This window comes from Synechococcus sp. MW101C3 (genome assembly GCF_002252635.1).
Taxonomy (GTDB): Bacteria; Cyanobacteriota; Cyanobacteriia; order PCC-6307; family Cyanobiaceae; genus MW101C3.
In genome coordinates, this window is record NZ_NQKX01000003.1 from 207,308 (window position 1) to 231,954 (window position 24,647).

A 24,647-nucleotide genomic window follows, 5' to 3' on the forward strand; every position below is an offset into this window, starting at 1 on the left:
AGACTTACGGCTTAGGGATCATCATGCCTGCGTCAACAGGAGGATAGGCGGCGCTACGGGAATGGCGCAGAACGGACGACGGCGACACACCAAAGGTGCGTTTGAAGCTGGCTGCAAAGGAGGAGAGGTGAATGAAGCCATAGCGGCGGGCAATGGTGGCCACCGTGTCTGCCGACTGGTTGTGGAGCAGCTCGCGGTGCACGGCATGCAACCGCCGCTGCTTCACCCATTGCATGGGGCTGCAGCAAAATCTGTCTTGAAACAGATACTGGAGATTGCGCACGGAATAGCAACTACGGCGGCTGAGTTCGGTGGGCGTGATCGCGGTGTGCAGATGGGCTTCGATCCACTCCAGCAGTTCTGCAAAGATCTGATCTCCGCTGGCGTGGGGGAGAGATTGCTCAGTCCCTTGGGCGGCGGCTGGGCACAGGATGGCGGCAACCAATCGGTACACCAGATCTTCCAGCTGCGCCGCCTTGATGCCACCCACCGACTGAAGCAATGGGGCCTCCACCAGGCGCAAGGCCAGGTGCAGGTGGTTGAGGAGATCCGCCTGCGGGGAGATGCCGCTGCCATCCACCAGCAGCGTGTTCTGGAACTGAGGCACAAAGCTGCTGGTGTTGCCAAGCTGTCCCACCAGGGCAGAGGCGGTCTCAGCCAGTCGCCGGCGGTCCAGGCAGATCATCACCTCCTCGAAGGTGTCGGTGCTGGCGGTGAAGGCGGCTCCAGGCAGGTAAGCCGCCATCGACCCACCCTGGAGCGAGAGCCGCTGCCCATCCGTGCGCACCTGAGCATTGCCAGACAACGGCAGGATCAGGGTGGAGAAGGCACAGTCGCCGAAGCCGATTTCAATCGGTGCGTGGCGGCTGCAGGAGACCGTTGCCTCTCCCAGCTGCATCACTCCACTGCGGTGGTAGAAGCCTGAACACTGTGGACCTTCCAGGAAGCCCAGAAGTGGCATGGTCTGCGCCACACGTTCCAGCAGGGCGGCCGGGTCGTCGAGGGCCACAGCCTGCGACTCCAGCACCGTCAGAGGTGTGTGAATGCCGGAGTGCCCGCTTTGCACAGCGCACGTCAGGAGCAACCAGCAGGGATCGTACAAGGAGCAACAGGTGATGCCTCTGGCCAAGCGTTGAGGCAGATGGCAGGCGGCAGCTGGCGTGAAGGTCAGCGCCCCGCTTGCCCATGACCCTCCCGCACGAAGTGCCGGGGCTGCCAACTGCACAGTGAAACGAGGCGAGCGGTGCAGGTGGTGGGGACCGAGCCAGCGGCTGGCACCAAATGGCCGCAAAGCTCACGTTCAAGGCGAGCTGGCGGAACTGAAGACTTCCAGAATCCAGCGTGGCGGCATCGGTGCGGACCAAAGAAATGCAGGGCGTTGGCCTCAACGCCGAACGGCGTGCTGAAGTTCGTTGTTCTGTCGTCCATGAAGGTCGTCTCCACCGATGTGCTGTCACCCTGGCTGAGATCAGTACGTGGTTGTGCGCTTGGTGGCCACTGGCCACTCACTACGCAGCGTTGCGTGTTGCCTGGTCTGCAGTGATGCGGCCATCCTGAATCTGGATGATGCGTTCACTGTTCTGGGCCACGGAGGCGTCGTGCGTCACCAGCACGATCGTGAGGCCGCCGGCATGCAGCCCTGAGATCAATTCGATCACCTCCCCGCCCGTGCGTGAATCGAGTGCGCCGGTTGGTTCATCGGCCAGAAGCACCTGCGGCTGGTTCACAAGCGCGCGGGCGATCGCCACTCGCTGCTGCTGGCCGCCGGAGAGTTGATTGGGCCGGTTGGCCAGGCGATCAGCCAGCCCCACGCGCTCCAGCAGTGTTTCCGCACGCTCACGTCGCTCCAGGGGTGAATACCCTGCATAGACCATCGGCAGCATCACATTCTGCAGGGCGCTGAGGCGAGGAAGAAGATTGAATTGCTGGAACACGAAGCCGATCTGCAGGTTACGTAGATCTGTGCGGTCGTTGTCGCTGAGCTTGCTGATCGCACGGGCGTCGAAGTAGTACTCCCCCGTGCTCGGTTGCTCCAGGCAACCGAGGATGTTCATCAGTGTCGATTTGCCTGAACCGGAGGTGCCCACAATCGCTGTGTATTCACCGCGGAGCACTGTGAGGTTGATGTCATGAAGGATCGTCAGCTCCTGCTCACCCAGTTGATAGGCCTTGGAAATACTGCGAAGTTGCAGCATGGCTCAATCGCTCCGCAGGGCTGTGATCGGATCCAGCTGGGCCGCCTTGTTGGCGGGATAGGCCCCGAAGAACACACCAATCACCAGGCAGAAGGCCAGCGACCATCCCACCGCATCCAGGGCAATGCCGCTGCTCCAGCCAAACGCCGCATTGATGGCTAGTGAGGCCACCACACCCAGCAGAACACCCAGCACTCCGCCCACCAACGACAACACGGTCGACTCGATCAGGAATTGACGCAGGATGTCGCTGCAGCGCGCCCCGATGGCGCGACGAATGCCGATCTCCCTGGTGCGTTCGGTGACGGACACCAGCATGATGTTCATGATGCCGATGCCACCCACCAGCAGGGAGATGGCTGCTGATCCACCCAGCAATCCGGTGAACACATTGGCCACGGCGTTCGAGGCATTCACCAGGTCTGCCTGGTTACGGATGGAGAAGTCGTCCACCAGAGGCGGCACGATCCGGTGCCGAAGACGCAGCAGGTTGGTGATCTGATACTCAGCATCAGCCATGCTTTCCGCCGATCGCGCCGATACGGCAATGCTGTCAACGGACACTCCAGCCGTGGTATTGACCCCCACGATGCGCGAGGCCATCGTGGTGAGAGGGATCAGCACCTGATCATCCTGATCGCGGAAACCGGTGCTGCCCTTGAATTCCAGCGTTCCGATCACCGTGAATGTTTCCCCACGGATGCGGATCATGCTGTTGGGGGCAGAGGCGGCCGTCAGGCCAAGGCTGTCCACCACAGTCTGGCCAAGCACAGCCACCCTGGCCGATTGATCAAGTTCAGCCGTGTTGAAGAAGCGACCGGTGAGTGGCAGAAAATCACGGACGACGACATAATCAGGCGTACTGCCCAGGATGGTGGTGTTTGTGTTGCGCTCAGCCAGCACCACCTGGCTGCGTTGGGAAAGGTTGGGGGCAACAGCGACAACAGCCCCGCACGATTCAGCGATCGCCCTGGCATCGTCCCAGATCAACGTGGTGGCGGAGCCTGCCCCAGGGGAAACCGGCCCTCGGCCCGTGGCCACACCGCTCTGTACAAAGATCAGGTTCGAGCCCAGTGATTTCAACTGGGCTTCTGTTTGCTGCTGGGCGCCACGGCCGATCGTCACCATGCTGATCACGGCACCGATGCCGATGATCACTCCCAGCATCGTGAGGGCGGAGCGCATCCGATTGGCCAGCAGCGAAGACCAGGCCATGGCGAGGCTCTCGCCCAGATCGCCGCGCTGCCGGCTGGGCCGCCGTTGCCGACCAGTGGATGCCATCAGCGCGGCAACCTTCCCGGGCCACGCGGCTGCTGCAGTGGCGACACGCTCGACACCGGGCGGCTGTTGGGCTGGCGTTGGCCCGGGGCCGACACATATACCCGATCGCCTTCCTTGAGGCCCTTGAGCACCTCCGTTCTGGCGCCCAACGTGGCTCCCACCGTCACCGGACGGAACACAGGCTGCTTGTCGCCCCCCAACACCATCACCCCAGAGCCACCGCTCTCGCTCACGATCGACGGGGTAGGGATCAACAGGGCGTTGGCTCGATTGCCCACCAGCACATTGGCGGTGAGGTTCATTCCTGAGCGCAGCTTGCTGGCGGCTTCCGGGCTCAGGGCAATCCGCACCTGAAAGCTGGTGACGTTGGCCTCCACAACCGCTTCTGGCGCCACCAACCTGACCGTGCCGCGAAACAGCTCACCGGGAAACGCATCCACCTGCAGCTCCACCTGCTGGCCTGGCTGGATCTCCCCCACATCCATCTCCGCCACATTGGCCACCGCCTCCAGCTCACTGGCCAGCGCCAGGATCGATGAAGAGGTGGCCGAGCTGGTGGCACTGGCAGAGGTGGTGGGCGTCACAAACGCCCCCACATCTGCGTACTTCTGGGTGATCACCCCGGTGAAGGGCGCACGGATCACGGTGTCCTCCAACTGCGCCTGCACCGAAACAAGATCTCCCTGTGCCTGCAGCAGCTGTGCTTGGGCGGCTGCGATGTCTTCACGGCGGGCGCCGGCCTGCACCAGGTTCAGCTGCGCCCGCAATGCCCCCACCCGTGCCTCACCGGCAAGAAACGCTGAGCGGCTGGCGTCGAAGGTCACGGTCGCAATCGCGCCGGAGCCATACAGCTGCTGGTTGCTGCGATAGCTGGAGCTGATCGCGATCTGATCGGCCAGCGCCGCCTGCAGATTGCGTCTGGCCGCCTCAATCTCCTGAGGTCTGTTGCCGGCTTGCAGCCTGTTCAGGTTCGCCTCTGCAGCCGCCACCACTCCCTTCGCCCGCAGCCAGGTGCCGCGAAGGTTGCTGTTGTCCATACGCGCCAGGATCTGACCAGCGCTCACCCGATCGCCCTGATCCACGGCCAGGAAGGTGACCCGACCCGGCTGCTTCGGGCTGATGTTCACCGGTGTGGTGGGTCGGATCGAGCCAGCGGCCGTGACCTTCAACACCAGATCACTGCGCTCCACGGGCGCTGTCTGCTGTGCCAGTGCGACTTGCCTGGCCTGCGTCTGACGCTGCTGCATCAGCAGCCAACCGACCGCGGCCACACAGAGGGCGATTCCCGTTCCCACGACGATCAGGGTCCGCCGCGGCGGTACGTGCGAAGCCTGGGGCCGGGAAGGCTCAGGCTCAGCAGGGGCGGGCGGGTGCCGTGCGTCGCTGCGGCGAATGACGGTCTGCAGCAGTCCGAGGGGTGTCGCGGGGATCCTGGCGGGTTCTCCTCAACCATCGTTCACCCCGATCACTGTGGGATGACCCCAGCGGGCGTATGTGTGACCGGGTGTGAGCTGCGCTGCTGGTGGGTGATGCGCTAGCGGTGCATGAACGAGTGAAAACTCCGCGTCCCTCAGCGTTGCAGCAGCCAGCGCAGGAACGAGAGCGTGATCAACAGACCCACGCCCACAGTCCAGATCCAATCAGAGCGGTCGGTTAGCCGTTGCAGCCAGGTGGGCAGCGGCGTGCCGCGTTGCAGAAGCACGGTGAACAGAAGCAGCAGAGCCGTTGGGATGCCGATCGCCAGCAACAGATCGCGGAGCATGGATCGAGGTTCGCCGCCAGCATCAACTTACCGAGGCTGGTGAGCGTTGCCGCACCTGGTTGGCGCTGCCAGCGTGGCAACCACAGCTGCCATAGGATGGGTCAGCTGTTGCAGCACACGTGAAAGAGCTTGTCGGGCCTGTACGCAGGGCTTTGATCTATGGCCTCATCAGCTATGCCGGGCTTGTTGTGATCAACAACGCGGAGCTGGATCTGCCCAATATGTGGATCGCCTACCTGCCAATGTTCATCGGCGTGTTTGTTGCAACGCAATGGCTCGACAGGAAGTTCGGAGAGTGAGACGTTCAGGCATCGGCAGCGAACGTTCGCAAGTGAACTCTTGATCCTGCCTTTACAAACGCCTCGGCACGACTGGCACTTACAAATGGCTCTAGACAAGGCAGAATCATGGTCAAGAACAGATTTCGCTGCCTTGCCACAGGTACGCCCGGCTCTTTAACCTAGATGCTTGTCGAGGAACGCACGGTGGAGGCGAGCCCGGTTTTGGGCATGGACGATTTCTGTGGAATGCGAGCGATGCCTTGCTCAATGACCGCGACCAGCAACAGCTGGAGATCATTTCATGAGATCTGCTGTGGCCATGGCACTATCCGCCCCCTCAACCTCCCGTGAGAGCTCCACAGTCTCTTGATTCAGAACATGCGCGGGAAGCTGAAGCTACTCGAGACTTTTCAAGAATAGAGAGAGTTTCATCTCGAATTCCCTGATCTGTTCTCTTGTATCCCAAGATAGATAAATGACGACCGAACAATGGCGCAGATCTACTGAGCTTTATCGGAATTAATTGGATTGGAGGCCTCATTCTATCACTCTGGATCTTGCTAATCTTGGCAAGTTGATTCAAGGTTAACTCTGCAGTGCGACTGGCCAAAGAAAGAACGGACGTAATGGAAAACAAAGCCGATGATTTGATAAGCTCTATAGTCATTGCTTGAGATGGATGGACCTTCAATACAGAATCGAAGATACTCCTCAGGAAAGGCAAAGGGATTGCTGCCTCTAGATCAGCAATAACAGGATCAACCAGGATCTGCTGCTGATCGCGTAGAGAAATAATATGGGCATCGAGCTGGCTTAGCTTATTCAAGAGTTCGTCAGCCTGCTCTGGAACTTCCAGCTTCAATGCCGAAATGATATTGTCCGACTTGGAGATCTCTTCGCTGTCACTAAGAAGCTCAAGCAGTGCCACATACTTACAGCCAAGACTATGGGCAATCCAGAGGTAGTCAACCGAACAGACTGGTTCATTCTGCAGGCCATCTGCCATAAGTAGAGCTGCCACTTCCGCTCTAAGCTCAGACTGGTAACTGGCGAGGGACAGGGAAATATCCCAATGGCGAAGGGAAAACCGGAATGGAAGAGCAACAATTCCGTAGCCAGCTTCGTAGATATCCCGAAGATAGGCGCGGTAAAACACAGTAGGGAAGGAGCCGAAGAATGCCCCGCCCAAGAAAATCACGATCGCATGGGGGTGAGCCGGAAGAGCGGCCCAGCCAAAATGGAGAGGGTGAAACTTCATGGGTAATGGCTATGCATTTTGGCATCACTATTGATCGATTAGCTACGCGTGAGGCTTATCAGTGAGCCACCATTTGCCAAAGGAAGTGCATAGGATAATTCGCCGAGAGCTGCTGTGTTGTCTAGGTTAGAGCCATCAAAGAAAGTTCCTCGGTGCTCAGCAGTCACCAGGACATCAGACGCCTGCTGCATGTTTGAGGCGCTCAGCGAGAGCTCCACATAGCCTCTGAGCTCAAAATCAACAGCCTTTAGAACATTAGGCTTGGAAGCATCTGGCTGAACAATCAGCAGCCCCGTGTCATGTGGGTTTAGGAAAATGCTAAACTTTGTTCTTACTACATCCCCTTTTTTAGGGCTGGGCTGATTCGCAGGTGGGGGATCTTGTGTCAACGATGCAGGACCGTTTTGACCGATAACATCAAATCTAGCCAGAATCTTGCTTGGATCAAGCCCTGGCGTGATCGTCACAAATGTAACCGAGAGTCCGACTCCTTTGTCGCTCAAGTTGGATACTGTAAGAAAATATCCCTGAAGAATGACTCGGGTGACTTTCCCCAACGCTGGAATTTTTTCTGTCAAGTCCTTTGGCAATTGAGGCTTAAGAAGAATCTCAAAAGTTGATAGAACAGTCATTTTGAAATCTTGAAGTATATATCAAAATTTAGTTAATGACGATCTTCGCTTTGGGTCAATACTCCGTCACTCATCGTGATGTTGATGTGTCGGCGATGCCAGGAAAAAGCAGTTGTGTATTGCGCGACACATTGGCCTCCCTTCATCCGTCTACCTGGAAAGTCGGGATCTCTCCATACGCCGTAATCACAATCAACATCCAGCTTGATGAGCAGCGCAGGGCAGTGCCGCACCAACTGAGCAATCAACTCACCTGCAATGACAAGCGTATGAGGAGCCGTGTCCCTGCCACGGAAACGCCAGGGCAGGGCATTTAGCATTGGCGCAAGCTAAAGAGCTGCCTGTCCAACCTTGTGAGTGTTCAGGAGAGCTGGAGCAGTCATTGGGGTCAGGCTTGGGTGGTAGCTCAGATGAGCGGCATCGATCCCAGTGCCTTCCTCTTCCACTGACGAACCAACCCAGCAGCACCCTCTCCGCCGTCCATCAGGCCACGCCGTTGGCCTTGAACCAGCTCAGCAGCCGCTTCCAGCCATCCGCTGCGTCTGCCGCTCGGTAAGTGGGGCGGAAATCGGCATGGAAGCCATGGGGAGCGTCGGGAAACACGATGATTTCGCTGCGGCTGCCGGCAGCCTTGAGGGCGGCTTGCATGCGCTCCACAGATTCCAGCGGGATGCCGTCATCCTTGCCGCCGTACAGACCCAGCACCGGCGCCTTGAGCTTGGCCGCCACATCCAGGGGATAGAAGGGCTGCTCCGGAGTGCGGGTTCCCTCCAGGCGGCCATACCAGGCCACGCCGGCGGCGAGCTTCGGGTTGTGGGCGGCGTAGAGCCAGGTGATGCGCCCCCCCCAGCAGAAGCCGGTGATGCCGAGCTTGCTGATGTTGCCGCCGCCGCTGCTGGCTGCCCAGGCCACGCTGGCATCGAGGTCGGCCATCACCTGGGCATCCGGCACGGTGGCCACCACCGGCAGGATCGCGGCGATATCGGGCAGCTTGGTGACATCCCCCTGGCGCTCGAACAGGCTGGGGGCAATGGCCAGATAGCCCAGACGCGCCAGGCGGCGGCACACGTCCTGGAGATAGGCATGCACCCCGAAGATCTCCTGCACCACCAGCACCACCGGCAGATTCGTGCCTGCGGCCGGCCGGGCCCGGTAGGCCGGGATGGAGCGGCCCTGCACCGGAATCGACACGAAGCCGGCGGTAAGGCCCTCTGCAGCCGTGGTGATCGTGGACGCCGCGATCGGCCGCACCGCTGCCGCGAAGCCAGCCGCCAGAGTGCCCAGCAGCAGATCACGGCGGCGCAGGCCCTGCGGGCCGGCTGAATCCGAAGGCATCGAGGGCATGGCGTTGTGGGTGTGGCACGGATGGGTTCATTCTGCTGCGCTCTGCTGATTACGGCTGCAACGAATAAACCCAGGCGCAACGTTGCAGGTGGTGCGCCGCTGTGATCGTGGCTAGAGGTGGGTGGTGCCAACGCACAAAACACATGCGAGAACAGACATGAAAAGATTTATCGCCTCATTGATTTCGGCTGTGATTCTGATGACAACCCTGCTGTTCCAGTCACCCGCTATGGCCCTGGCGTCGTCATCCTCACCGGACTCAGGTGAGCGTGGCGCAGCAACGAGCCAGGTGGAGACCGTCTCTCAGCAGGGCGACGACAAGGCCCAGGACACGATCGGCTCCATCACTGGAGAAGGGGGCCAGAAGGGGAAGCAAAGCGAGGCGAAAGCCAAGGCCGCCGGTAAGACCGTGGACCGCAACACCAAGGAACTCGTTGCCAACGACAACAAGATGGTGAACAAAGCGGTCAACTGACCCAGGCCATTCCGTTCGGCCAGGGAGCCGAGGCCACACGCAGATGTGAGGCATGCCAGTTAACTATGTGCGCGGGCTCACGGCCACGGTTCGCACAAGGCGCAGCAATACCCACCTCGGCATCGGCCTGGCGTTCGTGGCCGGCGCCACCAATGCCGGTGGGTTTCTTGCCGTGCAGCAATACACGTCCCACATGACAGGGATCGTGTCGTCGATGGCGGAGGCGGCCATTGGTGGCGACTGGTTTGTGTTGAGCACAGGCGGCGTCGCCCTGGCTGCGTTCCTCATCGGTGCCGCAACAACGGCCATCCTGGTGAATGCGGCGCGGCAGCACAATCTGAGCAGCGCCTATGCACTGCCGCTGCTGCTGGAGGCGCTGTTGCTGCTGCTGTTCGGCACGATTGGCGCTCGCCTCAATGAGATGCATGAGCTGTTCGTGCCACTCACTGTGGTGTTGCTCTGCTTCATCATGGGCCTGCAGAATGCGGTGATCACCAAGATTTCGCATGCTGAGATCCGCACCACCCATGTCACCGGGCTGGTGACGGATATCGGCATCGAAGTGGGCAAGCTGCTGCTGGTGAATCGGCCCACACACGCAGTTCAGCCGCCTGTGGTGGTAGACCGTGAACGCCTGCAGCTGCTGCTGCTGCTCTTCTCCGGCTTCTTCAGCGGGGGCGTGGTGGGCGCGGCCGGCTTTCGTGCCATCGGCTTCGCCGCCACGGTTCCTCTGGCTCTGGTGGTGGTAGCGCTGGCCTTGATCCCGGTGATCGACGACCTGCGCCGCACCGCCTAATGACACCACCCCCGGGTGCCGGGCCAACGAAACAAGACAGTTTCCTAAGCCACCAGGCAAGCCCGGAAGCCACTGGCCAGCATGAAACCCCTTTCCAGCACTGGCCTGTGGCCGCCCGAAGCAAGACGCTGACGCTGGCCGGGGTGCCGGAGAACATCCTGGTGCTGGTGCCCGACCTGCACCGGGAATTCCATGGCTGGAAGAGCGGCGCCTGCAGCCCTAAAGACGTGCTGGTGTTCTTCGAAGCCGCGCGGGGGGATCTGTTCGATCCGGTGAACTCGCGCGACATGAAACGGCTACGGGCACTGACCCACCGGCTGCAGCGGTTTGAGAGTGAGCGGGAGGGGCAGAAGGTGCGGTATCACCGGGGCTAACGCTCCAGATCAGAAGCGGGCTGGGTTGCACCAGTATGACAAGGAAGCTTTTGCTCCCGTCTTCTGTATCTGGATGTTATACGACCCCTGACTAAGCTAGTCATCCATAGACCTCCTAAGAAAGGCCGAGTAAGCATGTATAACTTCCTTGCTTACTTCTATCGCAGATCCTATAGAACTCTTAACTCTTTCATGTGCTTCGTCATTAAGTGTATAGTGAGCCACATCGTCTGAGTTTCTAATATTTAGAATTGGCTTTACCTTTTCCTCCCAATACCCCCCTTTTAGGCCATACTTCTTAGAGCGGCTTTGATAGTCTCTGCGGTCGTTGGCGTTTGCTGGATCGCCAAGAAGTACAGTAATAGATTTCCATATGTGCATATATGCAGAGGTAATCACGTAGGACTGGTGAGGGGACCCGTACGGGAGCTGAGACTGCAAAGAGTAAAGCAGCACTGCGTGCTCATGATAAAGCAAAGCCTTTGAAAGCTTTTCGTCGTCCAATCCTGAGCGATTTGCGGCTTGCAGAATTGATGTCTTTAGCTTATCGAGATCATAGAAAGTTACTCGAAGAAGTGGCAGGCTACTTGGGGTCAACTGTGAATCGACTTCTCCGTCTGGACAATCAACTTGTAAGATTTGGTACGGGAAAAGACATCCATACTCTACGCAGAGAAATCTTGATATCTCATCTATCAATGTTACCGCCTGCCGAAGAGCGCTTTTCTTATCGCTTGCCGGAATTGAAACACGAAAGAAGTTGTCGTTCACAGACAGAACTCCAGTTCCCAGCTCACACGTCACCGTAAGCGCATCGATTGGCTCGCGATATCTTGAGAATGCTCCGTAAGCGATTATATGACCACTTCGCATGTCAATCGCATCACTATGGCTTTCAGCGCTATTTGTTGACTTCATTACTGTCGTATCGCCGTCGGGCAGGCCAAATAGTCCGGGGTTCCCGAACTTGAAGATAATCCAGTAGTCGTTCATAGACTCAGAAAGTGCGTTGAACGCTTGCCATCACCTGGCCGCAACGAGACAATGCTATGGAGGGTAGCCTTGGGAGGCGGCTCAGGTGAATGGCAATGTTAGAAGGCCGCCTGTAGTGAATATAAGTACGCATCAGGCAGCCACGACAAAGACGTAAAAAGCCAATCGCGTGTTACGGGCGAACACTTGATGGCCGCGGACAACCATGAGGCCCCCAGGATTGAAGGATCACTCACTTCACTCCCTGTTATCAGATAATCAACGCCACTGGGAGCCTTCTTTCTGTTTGCTCGTAGCTTTAGCTTTACCTGAAGCGCACATCTACTCTTGGGGAGTAGCGTAATCCCGCACAACGATAAATCGACGCTACTGTTATTGTGGACAAAGATATCGACATCTTTAATCATCCCTCCTCTGTAAGCCGGGACGAAGCATCCTAGTTCTTCGAATAGTTTGGCAACTAGGGTTTCGAGTTCAACACTGCTCAAGCATTCTAATGCATGGATGACTGTACATTGGAGCGGCAACTGAACCTTCGACTTGTCGAGAATGCATTGCAATGCAGTTTTATTGCCATTATCTGAGATCTCGCGGAAAGTGCCAGATGAATAGTATCTATTTGCGTTGATACCTGCAAGAATTGCAGGAACGTCTTTGACGGGCTCACGAATTACCTCTCGAACTGGCAGAAGCTTAACGAAGCCATCGTATCCAGGTTGAACTTCTGACTTAACAAACCGGATCGGCCCAGCAGGTTCCAACACAACTACTTCTCCGCCGTATATAACTACGATAAACTTGTTTGCTGGATTCCTGCCGCATTCAAAAAACAACTGGCCTTGTTTCCTAGCTCCACCCCCTGACAAGAACTCCTCTTCATTGTCCGCAGAGCCATCAAAGTAAATGGGAATACATGGTGACCCAATCTCGCCGTTACCTGTCAGGTAGCGAGCAGCACTTCGATTGGCTGTGTCAATCTTGGCATAAATGAACTGAGTCATGATGTTTTCTTGGTACTTCTAACGTTGCCCCTGAGTGGCAGGCAAGAACCCGACAGCTCTGACTGGGAATCGGTGGGGGCCTGTCCACTCGAGGGGCTTGTTAGACAGCGTATTTGATATGAATTCACTTCCTTCCACGGCTCTTCAAGGTATTCATAGGTCCCCTGAAGATTCTTGTGAAATCTATTAGATCAAAGGATCTGCTCCGCTCTCTCCAAAAGGCATTCCGTAGGGACTCTCTGTCCAACTTAGCTGCCGCCGAATAGCAAGCTAGCTTTTTATCGAGAAGATCGTTAAACGCCTCGATCTCTTCAAGGCTTGGCAGTTTTCTCTGAGCGAAGAACTGTTCCTGCATGTGTTGGTAAGCATGGTCTGGCTCGTCTGAAAGCACCGCGTTCACACGATCAGACCCAAGAAGCGTAAAGACTGAAAAAGCGGTATTCTTGAGGTCACGAATTGCTTCTGGATCATTAGAGTGGTCTTTTAACAGCTTAACCCCAAATATTGCCTTGTCTCCCTCAGCAAGCTGACTAAAGTTAATGCCATCGGCTCTCATCTGCTTAGCCAACGCGCCAAGGCTGGAGGCCAGGTCTTGAAGCTTTGAGTAATACTGGAGTCCACTAAAAAATGCCTTGTCAAACTTATTAATGTCGTCCTTCGTAAGTTCGATGGCACGATTATGCCAGTTAGACTCCCTGCTTGAGCGATGTGATGTAAGTGCCTGGATACCCGTTCCACCAAGGGCGAATAAGGCAATAATGATTGCAGGATCCATCCAGCGAGTCGTCAGTGTGATGATGATTTGGCAGAAACCATAGTATGGAAATGTGAGTTTAGTGCGATTACCATCTGCAGAAGATATCTGGTTGTTGGTTGGCCGCCTGTCTAACTCTTAATTAGACGGTTCCGCGAACCACCCCCAGCCGGTAGGTCCATTCCAGATAAGTCAACTGAGTTCACAGCGGACAGTCTCTTAAACCGTGGCACGCAAGGACACTCTAATCAAGAACACCCACCCCAGCCGTGGTTAACGGGTCCGTGAACCACTTGTGACCACTGCTACAGCAGAGCGGAATGGCTTGACTCATGCAGGATGCTCCAACGGCAACCCCTGCGCCTTCCAGGCCCGCAGGCCGCCGTGCAGGTTGGCCACGCGTGTGAGCCCTTTCTTCAGCAGCTGTTGAGTGGCCAGGGCGGAGCGGCTGCCGGAGTGGCAGAGCAGCACCGTGGGGCGATCCGCGGGAATCTCGTCAGCTCGCGTCTGCAAGTCGGGCAGGGGAATCAGCAGGCTGCCTGGGATGCGACCGTCCGGGCCCTGCACCTCCGCTTCGGAACGCACATCCACCAGCGTCAAGGTCTGGCGGTGTTCGGCCACCCAGCCGGCCGTGAGCTCCGGCAGGCCGGCATAGCTGCGCTCAATCGGTGCCCAGTCCTCCGCTTCCTCCAGGCCACCGTCCGCGGGCCTGCCGCAGCGGAGGTTGGCCGGCAGGGCCACGGCGATTCGGTTGGGGTGGGGAAGGTGCAGGTTCTCCATGTAGCCCACGAAGTCACGCTCGTCGGCCTCACCACCGAGCCGGGCGTTGTAGGCCTTCTCCTCGGCCACCGAACTCACCGCCCTGCCGCTGTAATCGTGGGCCGGGTAGAGCAGGCAGTGATCGGGCAGGGAGAGGAGCTGCCCGGTGATCGAGTGGTAGAGGGTGGAGGCATCTCCCTGCTGAAAGTCGCAGCGGCCGCAGCCGCGCACCAGCAGGGCATCGCCGGTGAAGGCCAGGCTGTGGTCATCGAGCACGAAGCTGAGGCAGCCATCGGTGTGGCCGGGGGTGGCGCGCACCTCCAGGTGGCGGCCGCCGAAGCTCACCAAATCACCGTGGCGCAGGGGACGGGTCACGTTCTCAGCCCCGGCGACGGCGGCCAGAGCGATGGCGCAGCCGGTGGCCCGCTGCAGCCGCCAGCTGCCGGTGACGTGGTCGGCGTGCACGTGGGTGTCGAGGCTGGCGACCAGATCGATCCCCAGTTCGCGGATCAACGAAAGATCGCGGGGGTGCTGCTCATACACCGAATCGATCAGCACCCCCTGCCGGGAGGCCACCTCCGCCAGCAGGTAGGTGAAGGTGCCCGTCTCGGCATCAAAGAGCTGCCGCAGCAGCAGCGGCGCACCGCCGGCGGCGGCCGCCAGGGGAAAGGGAAGCCCAATCAAGGCGGTCATTGAAGACTGTTGGACCATAAGCACAGAGGCGACAGCAGGGAACTGCTGGTGGGTAGCCGCCTGACGTGCTCCCCATAAACCGCGCCAGGGTGAAGGAGAAGGAGAGTCTTCAGCGGTACAACTGGCGGCGCAGGAGCAACCCTGCCGATCAGCCCATGCGGCAGACGTCGTAGTAGTGGTTCTCTCCTTCATCCACAAACTCACCAACAACCTGCAGGCCAGCGGCGGCAAGGGCGCGACGGTACGCCTCATCCCCGAGGGAGACGCAGTGACCGCCCATCATCGTGTCTGTCCAGGCCACCGCCTGCACAGGAGCGGTGAACAGAAAGCGGCCACCAGGCCGCAGAGCAGCAGAGACGCGACGGATCAGTGAGCGCTGCCCATCAGCTGGCAGCAGAAACAACAGGCCAACGGCCACAACTCCGTGGAATGCGTTGTTGAAGAAACTGGAATCTTCCACGGGCTCGCACGCCACCCTCCCCAGGGGAAAGCGCTGCCGAAACGCAGCCACCATGGAGGGAGAGGCATCCACGGCTGACACATTGCAGCCTTCGGCCATCAGGGCAGCAGAAATCGGCACGCCACAACCGCAGCCCAGATCAAGAACCGAAGCACCTGCCGGCAAGGCCCGGCACCAGCTGCGCACGGTGGCGGCACCAATCGAGGAGCGCTCGGCCACAAAACGGGCCGCTACGGCTTCCCAGCCATTGGATCGATCAACCTGCACCCACCGCCTCCGCTGACAATGGCCTGGCCCCGTCCATCCTCAGCCAACGGCGATCAGGACGAACGCTGCCCCTACTCCACAACAAACGCAGGCTTCACCTGATCGATACAGCGGCTGTCGGCTGCGGCAGGCATCAACCAGGCACGAACAGCGCCCATGGCCGACACCCAGGAAGGTGAATACCTAGGCGATTGTGATGGTCTTCGGTGTGCTTACCCACCAGGTTGTTCCTGCTTGCAGCTGAGCGTGTCGCTGCTGAGAGGGTATGGATGGCCTGCCGCCCTTGGGGATTGGGTCCTCGGTAGAGACGGAAGCGAGCAGAGGGCCGGTCCGTTCCTGCTGGCCGCGCTGCCGCTGAGTGCCGTTGGACACATCTCCAGCGGCTCGGTTTGTTGTTCAGCAGCCGCCTAGGATCGGCCTGGCTAGCGATCGACCAGTTCGGGACGATTGGACGCATGGGCACGACACAACGCGGGCTCGACGTCAGCACCGACGACGTAGGCGCCATCGCCGCCATCGACACCTTCACCGACCGCCTCTGCGGTCTTGACCTCGGTGCCGAGAGCGTGCTCGACGCCGCCGCCACGTTCGCCGACGTGGCCAGCCTGCAGCTCGGCGCAGCGATGGTCGGGCTCTACGGCCAGACCACTGAGGCCTCCGCGCTGGCCGCCGGCCACCTCGCTCGGCTGACAACGCTCGAATCCGCGCTGAACGAACGGGAGGCCGCCACGCTTGCGGCGCTGCGGCGGTGGGACAGCGGCGATTTCCTGCTCGCGGTCGAGCGGCTTGAGGCGCTGGTTACACGCTGGCCCACCGATCTACTGGCGGTCAAGGCCCTCGAGTTCCTTTACTACTTGCTCGGCCAGCAGCACATGGGGCCACGGTTCCTCGACCAGATCGAGCGCATCGCCGAACCCAATCGCGACGACCCGGACTTCCTGGCCGTGTGGTCCTTCGCCACCGAACTCGCCGGCAACGCCGAGGCCGCAGCTCAGCTGGCTGAGCAGGCCCTCGCCCTTGACGCTCACACCCCATGGGCTCAACACACACTCGCCCACGTGTTCATCACCCACGGCGACCCGCCCGGCGCCATCGACCGCCTGGCCGGCTTCCTCCCCGTCTGGCAAACCAGCAGCAGGCTCATCTACTGCCACAACGCCTGGCATCTGGCGGTCGCGCATCTCGACCAGCTCGACCGTGACGGCGCCGACGCCGTGTTCCGCGACCACATCTGGGGCCTCACCCCTGACAGCCCCGGCGAGCAGATCGACGCCATCTCCTACCTGTGGCGCGCCGAGATGGCCGGCGCGACCGTGCCCGACGCGACCTGGGCCGACGTGGCCGACCACGTGGAGGCCAGGGTTCACGAGTGCGTGTTCCCGTTCCTGAGCGCCCATCACGGCTACGCGCTGGCCCGCGCCGGGTGCGGCGATGCTCTGGCGAGGCTGCGGGAGTCTGTGCAGGCCCGCACCGACCGCGGTGACGGCGAGTCGACGCGGGTCTGGCAACCGGTCGGACAGGCGGTGGTCGAGGCCTGCATCGCCCACGGCGCCGGTGACTACGCCACCAGCGCGGCGCTGCTTGATCCCGTGGTGCCGGCCGTGACCGCCATCGGCGGAAGCGACGCCCAGGACGATCTGTTCCGCCTCGCGTACCTCACCGCCCTCGCCGGCGCCGACCGCCACGCTGAAGCGCGCCGCTACTGGGAGCTGATGACAGCCTTCAAGACCCCGTCGCCCCTGGATCTCCAGCTCCGGGCGCAGGTCTGATGGGAGCCCCTACTCCACAACAAACGCAGGCTTCACCTGATCGACACAGCGGCTGTCGGGAGTGGTGGTGGGACGTGCCAGAAAATCTGCGGCGATCTGGGTGACGCAGGCTGCGGCCGGCGTGCCCCCCGGCGCGAACAGTGCCCCATGGCCCACACCCGGGAAGGTGACCACAGTGGCGGTGGTGAGATTCTTCGCCACAGCTTCGCCGTAAGGAGCAGGCGTGACGGGGTCGTAGCTGCCATTGAGCACCAGTGTGGGGATCTGGCGGTTTCTGTAGACGAAGGGCGGCTTCTGCTCCACCTGCAGCACCTCACAAGCCCGGTTGACAGTTTCGGCTTCGCGCAGGCCGAGGGGAACCAGCTGCGGATAGGCGGGCGGCAGCACCTGGGCCGGATCCACCCGAATCGAGCGCGCCCGCGCGCAGAGAACGGTGTGATACATCTCCTTCGCGCCAGGAGGCTCCAGATCGGAGAGCGCCTCAGCCACCCAGGCGAAGTTGCCCTGGCTGGCCGCTTTGATGAATCGGGGCAAAGAACTGCCGCGGGTGGACTCACCGGAATAGGGCCGCGCCAGATAGGGAACCATGGCCGTCACGAAGGCATTGCCATCGAGCTTGGTGACGAATGGCTGCTTGCTGGAGGGGATGGTCAGCGTGAGGGGCAGCGGCTTGCGGTTGAGCTCATCAACGATGGCGAGAAACGTCTGCTCAAGCCTGGGATAGGCGGCGTTGCAGGCGGGATTCTGGGCGCAGGCCTGGAACACGTTCCGCAGGGCGTAGCTGAACGTGTGGCTGGAGGCCAGATTGAAATCCACATCAGGCCGCACCACGCCATCAAGGATCACGCTGCGGAGCTTGGCCTTGTGCTGATCCGCCTGGGCGATCACATATTGCCCCAGCAAGGTGCCATAGGAAACGCCGTAGTAGTTGAACTGCGGGTAGCGCAGCGTCTCCACCACCGTATAGATATCGGCGGCATTTTCACGGGTGTTGAAGGCACTGGGGTTGATGCCCTGGGCCTTGAGGCGCTGATTGCAGGCCTGGATCCAGCTGGCATCGGTATAGGGGATCTGCCCCTTCGCCACCGCAATGTTGTGCGCATGGTGCTCAGGGCAGAAGAGGAAGGGTTTGGCAAAGCGCGTGCCGCGCTCCTCCACAAAGATCAGATCACGGCCCTTCAACAACGCCGGGAGTTCCGGAAACTTCGGCAGGCCACCATTGACGATGTCACCGATGGTGGAATCCCCCGGGCCGCCCTGTTCCACCACCAAGGGATCAGCAGCAGGGGCACGGCCGCTGCTGCGGGTGCGCACCACACCGAGCTGGATCGTGCGCCCATGGGGTTGCGCGTGCAGTTCAGGGACGGTGACGTAGCCACAATCCGACTGGGAGGCGATCGCGGGAGGCACGTCAAAGGTTGTGCAGTCGACACGGGCCCATGCCGCGCCAAACCGGGCTCGATCGGCAGCGGCATGGCTCACCCCACCATTGCCGGCGGCCACACACGCCACGGCAAAGAGCGTGAAGGGGCCGACACGAGACAATGCCCGCTGCGCCAGGCGAACGGTGCGTGCTGGAGGGCGGGAAGGAGGAAGCTGCATCGGGGCCAACGTTCTGCTGAATTCAAGCAAAGAACCGTTGTGAATCAGTAGTTGGTGCTCACTCTCACCATCACTGTGTGCTGCTGAGGATCAAGCACGGCGAGCATGAAGTCGTTCACGTCCGTGTCGAGCGTGTCTCGCACGGTCTTGGGCGCGTGCAGGATGTTGGTGCCTGCGGTTCTGATCTGGTACCAACCGATGGGCGGATGGGGAGGCATCGTCTGACGGAACTGCCCCAGCAGCTGCTGATCAGTGGAGTTGCCCACGCCCCCCGCCGCTCGGGCCCTACGAATACCGGCGAGGTGCGCCAAGGTCGTCTCAGGAATCGGCAGAGGTTGCCACTGGCTGGTGGCCTTCAGCCGGCGCGTCAACGCGTCGAAGTCGCCCTCGCTGAGCCCAAATACCATCGTGATCTTGAGCCCTTCGCGCCCAAACCAGCCCGCCTCCGCCGGCGACACCTGAGCCATCAACACTCTGGCCGCCGCTGGAATGCCGTACTGGCGGCGAATCACCTGCTCGTCTGTCTCAGGCGCCATGCAGCCCGCAAGGGCGAAAGAGGAGAGCAGCACGGGGAGCAGGAGTGGCCTCATGGGGTCAGATTCTGCTGGGCGGGGGGGCTCACGGGTTGCGGGGGGCAGTAGAGCGAAATGTCCACTTCAAGCACGTACCTAGGCGTTCAGTCCAAACAGCGAGGGCGTGATTTGCGTAACACGCTCCACATATACACGCGTGGGTTGATCCTGAAAGAGCTAAAGGAAGACGGGTAGCTGAAAGTCTGCTTTCCTTTATAATCGGAGGCAGTAGCCCTGAATCGAACGCTGCCCATGAGTGGCAGGCAGGAAGTGTATGGAGGCGTGAGCAGAGAGTTTGTGGTGGCCTGTCCACTCGAGGGGTGTGTTCGAAGAGTCGCCTCTCAACTGCCCACCTCTGCGGACTTCCGCTTCTCAAGCAGCATTCATACAACCTCTGCTTCCTGCTTAACACTCGCGCTGAACTTGAGGCCTAAAGCAGCAACCACCTTGAGGATAGTATCAAAACTAGGGCTTCGATCTCCAGAAAGTGCCTTGTACAGACTTTCACGGGAGAGACCAGTCTCTCGCGCAATCTGTGTCATTCCTTTGGCACGAGCAATATCCCCAAGTGCCTTGGCGATGAAGGCAGCATCACCCTCCGACTCCTCAATGCAAGCCTCAAGATAGGCAGCCATCTCCTCAGGGGTTTCGAGGAACTCTGCAACATCATATGGGGCTGTTGTGGTCTGCATCATTCATCCTCTTTGAAGGTGTGAGCGAGGGCAATAGCTGATTCGATATCCATTGCTTGGGTACTTTTGTCACCACCGGCAAGAAGAATGAGCAAAAACGATCCTTTCTGCTGGTAGTAGATTCTGTAACCAGGGCCATGGTCGATCCGCAACTCCGACACGCCTGCCCCTACAGGCCGGACATCACCAGGATTGCCGCCAATGAGGCGCTCAACCCTGGCCTGAACCTTCGCCTTGGCCCTCAGATCACGAAGACCCCTAAGCCATCGAGCGGACTCCTCTGTACGGCGGACTTCAAGCACTTCGACATTGTAGCCCCGTGGCTACGGCCCTGCAAGGGCCCGGAACGCCATCCTCGAAACGAAGTCGCGATCCTTCGAACGCTGGCAATCACCTGCCCGCGAGAGATATTGCCTCAAGCATCCCCACATGCTAAATGGACAGGTTGGTTCGGGTCAGGTGAATTGCCTTGTTAGGCGAATCGGCAGCATGACGACTACAAGTGTTGCTCAGGGAGCATCTTTCGTAGGTGCTTAGACAGATGACAAGAGCGTTTCCCGTTGTCATCCCACTCAACAAGATAGTAAACCCCAGACTGCCCCCCACCAGCGCTCTTTCTTCTCTACAATCTTTCCAATTTCGCTGGCTTCTGGGTAATGAAAGAAGCTTTCGACTGCTTTTCCTACGCCGGCCCCTGCCGCTGCCTGAACGCCTACTCCTACTCCAATTCCGGTACCAGCTGACACAATCCCAATCCCAGCAGCGATTCCGCCTGGCAGGGCTGCCGGAAGCGCAACAGCAACTGCGGCTGCGCCACCTCCAACGGCAACTGTTTGTTGATGATTCCTATGAGCCTTGGCCCCTTCCTTCGTAAGCATGACTCGATCGCCTACAACAAGCTGTTCCGAGAAGCGCATAGGTCGAACTATATTTGTCATCCTAATCTAGATGACAAAGGCGTAGGGCGGCAAGTTCATAGGGAAAGGGATGCTCGAGCCGGGCGAGACATCAAGACCAGGGTTGCCCAGGCAAGGCAATCAATATCGGCCAATACATGAACGAGAAACGGGATATGCTAAGACTTCTTTCAAGCGGGCATGGCTAAGCACTAAGCCTATTGCGTGCATCGTCAATACCACAAGCACGTAATAATCCGCTTTATGGTAGAGAGATGATGAGTTAGTAGCGATGGAGCTCACGGGTTCTTGCGGGCATAAGCATGCACAGCATGAACCCTCATAGCAACTCAGGCGCATTTAGGCGAAGATAATCCTCCAAGACTCTTTTGGCAATCTTGTGATCGCCATTTGGATCTAACCCTGCCATCCACCAGGCCAACTTGCTCTGGTAGCATCTCGGTCGATTGGTTGCAACAAGGCGAGCGAGATGCTCACAGTTCCAACCAAGAAGCGAGTACTTCCAATCTTCGAATACAACTATGGCGTGCTTCAATCGGCCAATTGTGATTGTAGGCGAATAATGAATACCATCTACTCCAATCACATTCCGACAGCTGGTCCGCTCAAAAACTCGCAATCCTTGGCCAGTATCGAAGACGTGTGAATCAGAAATTCCAATGCCATAGTGCCAAAATGGATCTCCATGGTTCTGCCAGTTAAGTAATCTGCCGCACCGATTACTTCCAAAATCAACACACGCATCTATGTGCCTCAATTCTGTGCTCATTGAATAAAGCTGATGATTTGTCCACACAATAGCGGCTCATCCTGGCTCTATGCATCCCACCTTGGGTTTCGCCTAACTTGTTCTTCGAAAGTTCTGCAAACCACATTCTGCCATCGTGACTTTTCTGTCAAACACGCCCGGCATCTCACCCAATCCTGAGAAACCCTAGCTGCTGCAGCGAGGCTGCAGCCCGAGCGGGTGCTCATCCCACTGTTTGCAGATCCGCAAACCACTGTCCGGCCTGAAATGCTCTCAGCCACGGAGAGAGACTCAACGAAGAGGCGTTTGCCCATCCCCACACCCACAAGAGCCGCAATAAATCTCAGGCCGCATAAAGAGGTAAACAACTAAGCGCTCTTTGCCACTGATCCCCATCACCCAACACACGCCCCCACCTCCCCCCGAAACGCCGCAATCGCCTCAGGCAAGGTGGGGTAGAAGTGCTCAGGGCCAACCCGGTCCACGAAACCGGTTCTGCTGAGCTGTTGGTAGAGGTCCTGCTTGGTGCGGGCCATGGCGAAGACGACGCCGTTGGCCGTGAGTTCGCGCTGGAAGTCCTGGAGCACATCGGCGGCGGTGATGTCGATCTCCACGATCGCCTCGGCGTTGAGTACGAACCAGCGCACCGGCGTGGCCTCGGCCGCCACAGCGGCCAGGGCGCGGCGGCGGAAGTCTTCCGCATTGGCGAAGCAGAGGGGGGCGTCGTAGCGGTACAGCACCAGGCCGGGGATGGTGCTGGCGCCCTCCCAGTCGTCCACGTCGTGCAGGCCGCCCAGCTGGGGCACCTGGCCCAGCACCGCGTCGTGAGGGCGCACCAACCGGGCGAACAGATCGATCACCGACAGCGCCACCGCCAGACCCACGCCCATCAGGATGTCGGTGAACAGCACACCCACGCAGGTGATCAGCGCCAGCTGGAATTCGCTGCGCTTGAAATGGCGCATCCGCTTGAGCTCGCCGATGTCGATCAGGCGCAGGGCGGCATAGATCACGATCGACCCCAACGCTGCCTGCGGGAACAATGCCAGCAGCGGCCGCAGGAACAGCAGCACCACCAGCACCACAACGAACGCCACCAGTGAGAACAGCTGCGAACGGCTGCCCAGCGATTCGCTGATCGCCGTGCGGCTGCCGCTGCTGCTCACCGGAAAGCCCTGCATCAACCCATTGCCCAGATTCACGGCCCCCAGCGCCAGCAGCTCCTGGTTCGCATCGATGCGGTAGCTGCCCCGGGCGGCGAAGGCGCGGGCGGTGAGCACGTTGTCGGAGTAGCCCACCAGGGCGATGCCCACGGCCGCCGTGAGCAGATACCGGATCTTGTCGAGCGCCAGGCCACCGGGCGGCGCCAGGTGGCTCAGCTCCGTGAAGGGCAACGCAAAGCTGGGCAGGCCGGCCGGGATCGCGCCGATCACGGCCACTCCCGCCTGATCCAGGTGGAACAGCGACACCGCCGCCACCGCCAGCAGCACCGCCAGCAAGGGCCCGGGCGCCGAGGGGAACCGCCGCTGGATCAGCAGCAGGAAAACCAGCACCCCAATCGCCAGCAGCAACGTGGGCGGATGGATCTCGCTGCTGCGTCCAGCCAGCTCGAGCAGCTCACCCGCCAGCGACTTGGCCTTGAGCTCCAGGCCGCTGATCTTGCCGATCTGGCCGCTGATCATGATCACCGCCACCCCAGCCATGTAGCCCACCAGGATTGGCTTCGAGAGCAGATCAGCCAGAAAGCCCAGCCGCGCCCAGCCCCCCAGCACGCACACCACGCCCACCAACAGGGCCAGCAGGCTGGCGAAGCTGGCATAAGCCAGCGGATCGCCGGCGGCGATCGGGGCGATGGCGGCTGCCGTCATCACCGCCGTGGTGGATTCGGGCCCCACCGACAGCTGCGGCGAGGAGCCGATCAGCGCATACAGCAGCATCGGCGGAAGAATCGCCCAGAGCCCGGCGATCGGCGCCACGCCGGCCAGCTCCCCGTAGGCCATGCACTGCGGCACCAGGTAGGCGGCCACGGTCACACCCGCCAGCACGTCCCCCCGCAGCCACGACGGTTGGTAGGCACGTAGACGCTTCAGGCCAGGCAACAGCGAGACGGACATTCCCTTGGCCTGCTCCACCATCGCCTTCCTCCACAATGGCCTTCAACGCCGGAACGGGCGCCATGGAACCCGGCGCTGTTGGGCTCACCGCGCTCGTGGGGGTGATTGCCTTTCTCTATTCCGCCGTCGGCCAAGCAGGAGCCAGCGGCTATGTGGCGGCGCTGGTGGTGGCGGGGCTGCCGGCGCAGGATCTCAAGGCCACGGCGCTGCTGCTCAACGTGGCCGTCGCCACGATCGGCACGCTGCAATTTGCCCAGGCCGGGCATCTGCGTTGGCGGCGCGTGTGGCCGTTTGCGGCCGGATCGCTGCCGCTGGCGGCCTTCGGCGGCTTTCTGCAACTGAGCGCCAGGCCCTTCGAACTTCTGGTGGGAGCGATCCTGCTGGCCTCTTCGCTGCGGTTGATCTTCAAGGCGAGCGGCAGCAGCCCAGGCCGTATCCCCACACCACCCTCTTTCGGCAGCGCGCTCGGCAGTGGTGCCGTGATCGGCCTGGTTGGTGGCCTGAGTGGCACCGGCGGTGGTGTGATCCTTTCACCGCTGATGCTGATCAAGGGCTGGGCCTCGGCACCGGAGGTGGCCGCCACCTCCATCACCTTCATCCTCTGCAACTCACTGGCCGCCCTCGGCGGTGTGCTGGTGAGCCAGCGGCACTTGCCCGCGGGGATCACGCGCCTGCTGCTCACCGTGGCGGTCGCCGGCTGGCTGGGTTCCCGGCTCGGCAGCCGCCTGCTTTCGCTGCGCGTGCTGGAGCGCTGGATGGCCGCCTTGATCGCGTTGGTGGGGTTGAAGTTGCTGGTGGGGTGAGCGAAAGGAGCCAGGTGGGGTGATCTGCTGCATCGGCGGCTGAACCAGCCGCAGCAACGCCGCGGATCAGCCCCAGGCTTTGCCACAGCCGCTACCGATTCATAC

At 60.1% G+C, this 24,647-nt stretch carries 24 protein-coding genes; 6 read left to right on the top strand and 18 right to left on the bottom strand.

What is annotated here, in order from left to right; translation table 11 throughout:
- Positions 1–4: 4 nt before the first annotated feature.
- From CJZ80_RS05035 to CJZ80_RS05055, 5 genes are all read right to left on the bottom strand, one after another.
- Entirely contained in the window at positions 5–1,066 is a 1,062-nt protein-coding gene (locus tag CJZ80_RS05035; RefSeq protein ID WP_094510969.1) for a helix-turn-helix domain-containing protein, read from the bottom strand.
- Positions 1,067–1,508: 442 nt separating this feature from the next.
- On the bottom strand, positions 1,509–2,195 hold the full coding sequence (locus CJZ80_RS05040; protein ID WP_094510970.1) for an ABC transporter ATP-binding protein: 687 nt from the start codon (positions 2,193–2,195) through the stop codon (positions 1,509–1,511).
- A 3-nt stretch (positions 2,196–2,198) separates the two neighbouring features.
- Positions 2,199–3,476 carry an ABC transporter permease gene (locus CJZ80_RS05045; RefSeq protein ID WP_094510971.1) on the bottom strand — a complete coding sequence of 426 codons (1,278 nt, stop codon included), beginning with the start codon at positions 3,474–3,476 and terminating at the stop codon, positions 2,199–2,201.
- Positions 3,476–4,771, bottom strand: coding sequence for an efflux RND transporter periplasmic adaptor subunit (locus CJZ80_RS05050; protein WP_233132821.1), 1,296 nt, complete (start codon positions 4,769–4,771; stop codon positions 3,476–3,478). Before CJZ80_RS05050 ends, CJZ80_RS05045 begins: the two co-directional genes overlap by 1 nt.
- A gap of 275 nt (positions 4,772–5,046) precedes the next feature.
- A complete protein-coding gene (locus tag CJZ80_RS05055) occupies positions 5,047–5,238 on the bottom strand; it encodes a hypothetical protein (protein ID WP_094510972.1) in 192 nt (63 codons plus the stop codon).
- 119 nt (positions 5,239–5,357) lie between these two features.
- Here CJZ80_RS05055 and CJZ80_RS05060 point away from each other — a divergent pair, with 119 nt between their 5' ends.
- Complete coding sequence (locus CJZ80_RS05060) at positions 5,358–5,537, top strand: hypothetical protein (protein ID WP_094510973.1); 180 nt, start codon at positions 5,358–5,360, stop codon at positions 5,535–5,537.
- Between the two features lie 319 nt (positions 5,538–5,856).
- Here the strand turns inward: CJZ80_RS05060 and CJZ80_RS05065 are convergent, their stop codons facing one another.
- The 3 genes from CJZ80_RS05065 to CJZ80_RS05070 form a co-directional block, all read right to left on the bottom strand.
- Entirely contained in the window at positions 5,857–6,777 is a 921-nt protein-coding gene (locus CJZ80_RS05065; protein WP_094510974.1) for a DUF1350 family protein, read from the bottom strand.
- A gap of 38 nt (positions 6,778–6,815) precedes the next feature.
- Entirely contained in the window at positions 6,816–7,409 is a 594-nt protein-coding gene (locus CJZ80_RS14950) for a hypothetical protein (protein WP_144036931.1), read from the bottom strand.
- A gap of 483 nt (positions 7,410–7,892) precedes the next feature.
- Positions 7,893–8,753, bottom strand: coding sequence for a dienelactone hydrolase family protein (locus CJZ80_RS05070; protein WP_233132822.1), 861 nt, complete (start codon positions 8,751–8,753; stop codon positions 7,893–7,895).
- 199 nt (positions 8,754–8,952) lie between these two features.
- On the opposite strand from CJZ80_RS05070, the gene CJZ80_RS05075 reads away from it, so the two are divergent.
- The 3 genes from CJZ80_RS05075 (at position 8,953) to CJZ80_RS05085 (ending at position 10,398) form a co-directional block, all read left to right on the top strand.
- Positions 8,953–9,228 carry a hypothetical protein gene (locus CJZ80_RS05075; RefSeq protein ID WP_144036932.1) on the top strand — a complete coding sequence of 92 codons (276 nt, stop codon included), beginning with the start codon at positions 8,953–8,955 and terminating at the stop codon, positions 9,226–9,228.
- 52 nt (positions 9,229–9,280) lie between these two features.
- Positions 9,281–10,024 carry a YoaK family protein gene (locus CJZ80_RS05080; protein ID WP_094510976.1) on the top strand — a complete coding sequence of 248 codons (744 nt, stop codon included), beginning with the start codon at positions 9,281–9,283 and terminating at the stop codon, positions 10,022–10,024.
- A 107-nt stretch (positions 10,025–10,131) separates the two neighbouring features.
- Positions 10,132–10,398 (top strand): hypothetical protein, encoded by a 267-nt coding sequence (locus tag CJZ80_RS05085; protein WP_094510977.1) that lies wholly within the window; start codon positions 10,132–10,134, stop codon positions 10,396–10,398.
- A gap of 96 nt (positions 10,399–10,494) precedes the next feature.
- Here CJZ80_RS05085 and CJZ80_RS14955 read toward each other — a convergent pair whose 3' ends face one another.
- The 5 genes from CJZ80_RS14955 to CJZ80_RS05100 form a co-directional block, all read right to left on the bottom strand.
- Positions 10,495–11,391, bottom strand: coding sequence for a hypothetical protein (locus CJZ80_RS14955; RefSeq protein ID WP_144036933.1), 897 nt, complete (start codon positions 11,389–11,391; stop codon positions 10,495–10,497).
- Between the two features lie 98 nt (positions 11,392–11,489).
- Complete coding sequence (locus tag CJZ80_RS14960; RefSeq protein WP_144036934.1) at positions 11,490–12,392, bottom strand: hypothetical protein; 903 nt, start codon at positions 12,390–12,392, stop codon at positions 11,490–11,492.
- A 124-nt stretch (positions 12,393–12,516) separates the two neighbouring features.
- Positions 12,517–13,167: a hypothetical protein gene (locus tag CJZ80_RS05090; RefSeq protein ID WP_094510978.1), complete on the bottom strand. Its 651-nt coding sequence runs from the start codon at positions 13,165–13,167 to the stop codon at positions 12,517–12,519.
- A gap of 309 nt (positions 13,168–13,476) precedes the next feature.
- Positions 13,477–14,598, bottom strand: coding sequence for an MBL fold metallo-hydrolase (locus tag CJZ80_RS05095; RefSeq protein ID WP_094510979.1), 1,122 nt, complete (start codon positions 14,596–14,598; stop codon positions 13,477–13,479).
- A 148-nt stretch (positions 14,599–14,746) separates the two neighbouring features.
- Positions 14,747–15,325 carry a bifunctional 2-polyprenyl-6-hydroxyphenol methylase/3-demethylubiquinol 3-O-methyltransferase UbiG gene (locus CJZ80_RS05100; protein ID WP_094510980.1) on the bottom strand — a complete coding sequence of 193 codons (579 nt, stop codon included), beginning with the start codon at positions 15,323–15,325 and terminating at the stop codon, positions 14,747–14,749.
- A gap of 392 nt (positions 15,326–15,717) precedes the next feature.
- On the opposite strand from CJZ80_RS05100, the gene CJZ80_RS05105 reads away from it, so the two are divergent.
- Positions 15,718–17,094: a hypothetical protein gene (locus CJZ80_RS05105; protein ID WP_144036935.1), complete on the top strand. Its 1,377-nt coding sequence runs from the start codon at positions 15,718–15,720 to the stop codon at positions 17,092–17,094.
- A gap of 9 nt (positions 17,095–17,103) precedes the next feature.
- Here CJZ80_RS05105 and CJZ80_RS05110 read toward each other — a convergent pair whose 3' ends face one another.
- The 5 genes from CJZ80_RS05110 to CJZ80_RS05130 form a co-directional block, all read right to left on the bottom strand.
- Positions 17,104–18,696: an alpha/beta fold hydrolase gene (locus CJZ80_RS05110; RefSeq protein WP_094510982.1), complete on the bottom strand. Its 1,593-nt coding sequence runs from the start codon at positions 18,694–18,696 to the stop codon at positions 17,104–17,106.
- Between the two features lie 44 nt (positions 18,697–18,740).
- Positions 18,741–19,286, bottom strand: coding sequence for a hypothetical protein (locus CJZ80_RS05115; RefSeq protein ID WP_094510983.1), 546 nt, complete (start codon positions 19,284–19,286; stop codon positions 18,741–18,743).
- A gap of 365 nt (positions 19,287–19,651) precedes the next feature.
- Positions 19,652–19,960: an addiction module antidote protein gene (locus CJZ80_RS05120; RefSeq protein WP_198948238.1), complete on the bottom strand. Its 309-nt coding sequence runs from the start codon at positions 19,958–19,960 to the stop codon at positions 19,652–19,654.
- A complete protein-coding gene (locus CJZ80_RS05125; protein WP_094510985.1) occupies positions 19,960–20,262 on the bottom strand; it encodes a type II toxin-antitoxin system RelE/ParE family toxin in 303 nt (100 codons plus the stop codon). Before CJZ80_RS05125 ends, CJZ80_RS05120 begins: the two co-directional genes overlap by 1 nt.
- A 1,758-nt stretch (positions 20,263–22,020) precedes the next feature.
- Entirely contained in the window at positions 22,021–23,739 is a 1,719-nt protein-coding gene (locus CJZ80_RS05130) for a SulP family inorganic anion transporter (RefSeq protein WP_233132823.1), read from the bottom strand.
- Positions 23,740–23,801: 62 nt separating this feature from the next.
- Between CJZ80_RS05130 and CJZ80_RS05135 the strand changes: the two genes are divergently transcribed.
- Complete coding sequence (locus CJZ80_RS05135) at positions 23,802–24,542, top strand: sulfite exporter TauE/SafE family protein (RefSeq protein WP_158217434.1); 741 nt, start codon at positions 23,802–23,804, stop codon at positions 24,540–24,542.
- Positions 24,543–24,647 lie beyond the last annotated feature (105 nt).